This is a genomic window from Pseudomonas sp. P5_A2_2 (assembly GCF_054177685.1).
Genome location: NZ_JBGCUL010001105.1, coordinates 1 through 1,393, shown reverse-complemented (window position 1 = coordinate 1,393; position 1,393 = coordinate 1). Strand labels below are relative to the sequence as shown.

The window sequence follows — 1,393 nt, the reverse complement described above, 5'->3', positions numbered from 1 at the left end:
CTTCAACAGTCATCTGAAGTAATCGGATCGGCGACCCACACGGGAACCGCTCCTCTCTCGTGGCTTCGCTTCGGGAGCCGCGACGCTTCACGCAATACAGGATTTATTCAATGACCCATCTTCCCACCTCCAGTGAAGCTCAACATTCATGGAGCGCTGTCCTGGCCATGTCACTTGCCGCCTTCGCACTGGTGGCATCGGAGTTCATGCCCGTCAGCCTGCTGACACCCATTGCCGCCGATCTGCATATCACCGAAGGACAAGCCGGTCAGGGCATTTCCGTTTCGGGGCTGCTTGCCTTATTCACCAGCCTTCTTATCCCTTTGGTGGCGGCGCGGGTTGACCGTAAACCGCTACTTCTTTCTCTGACGCTGTTGATGATCCTTTCCGGAACCGTGGTCGCGTTCGCACCGAACTACGGGGTATTCATGATCGGGCGCGCGCTGATCGGTGTTGCAATTGGTGGCTTCTGGTCACTGTCGGCGGCAACCGCCATGCGCCTTGTGCCTGATGACCAGATCACGCGTGCCATGGCAATCGTCAACGGCGGCAACGCTTTGGCGACTGTGATTGCAGCACCATTGGGCAGTTTTCTCGGCGCCTTGATTGGCTGGCGCGGTGCATTTTTGTGCATCATCCCAGTCGCGACAGTCGCTTGTGTATGGCTATCTGTAAGCCTTCCACCGATGAAATCGCAAAGCGGTTCAGGCACTGGAAACGTCTTCAGGTTAATGAAAAGCGTACCGGTCGCGTTAGGCATGGTGGCGGTCAGTGTGTTTTTCATGGGCCAGTTCATGCTGTTTACCTATTTGCGCCCATTCCTTGAAACGGTCACGCACGTCAGTGTCTCCATGCTGTCTTTTATGTTGCTCGTACTGGGCCTGGCGGGACTTGCCGGAACCTTCCTGATTGAAGCGTTCTTGAAAAATGGCCTGCATCGAACCCTCATCGTCATCCCGATCTTTATGGCGATGATTGCACTGGCGCTTGTTTCATTCGGTAGCTCGGCGACCACCACGACCGTCTTGCTTGGCGCATGGGGACTGGTTGCGACTGCAGCGCCCGTGGGATGGTGGACATGGCTGGCGAGAACGTTGCCAGACTCAGCTGAAGCTGGAGGTGGTTTAATGGTGGCGATCATCCAACTCGCTATTGCGTCTGGCGCAACTGTTGGCGGGCTGGTCTTCGACTCGAGCGGCTATCAAGTGACCTTCGAATTGAGCGCCACCTTGCTGGGCGTGGCGGCCGTTCTTGCCTTCCTGGCTGGACGTGCAGCATCGCGGGAGCCTGTTGCATCGGTAAGCATTGCTTGAAATAACTGTGCCCACTTGCCTTAGGCTAGACAAGCTTCGTTAAAAATGAACACTGGTAGCGACGTCCCTACCCCAAACAC

The 1,393-nt window shown here is 56.1% G+C and carries 1 protein-coding gene; it reads left to right on the top strand.

Annotated elements, in window-relative coordinates:
* Nucleotides 1-110 precede the first annotated feature (110 nt).
* Nucleotides 111-1,313 (top strand): MFS transporter, encoded by a 1,203-nt coding sequence (locus ACXRVY_RS29205; protein WP_457265835.1) that lies wholly within the window; start codon nt 111-113, stop codon nt 1,311-1,313.
* Nucleotides 1,314-1,393: the final 80 nt, after the last annotated feature.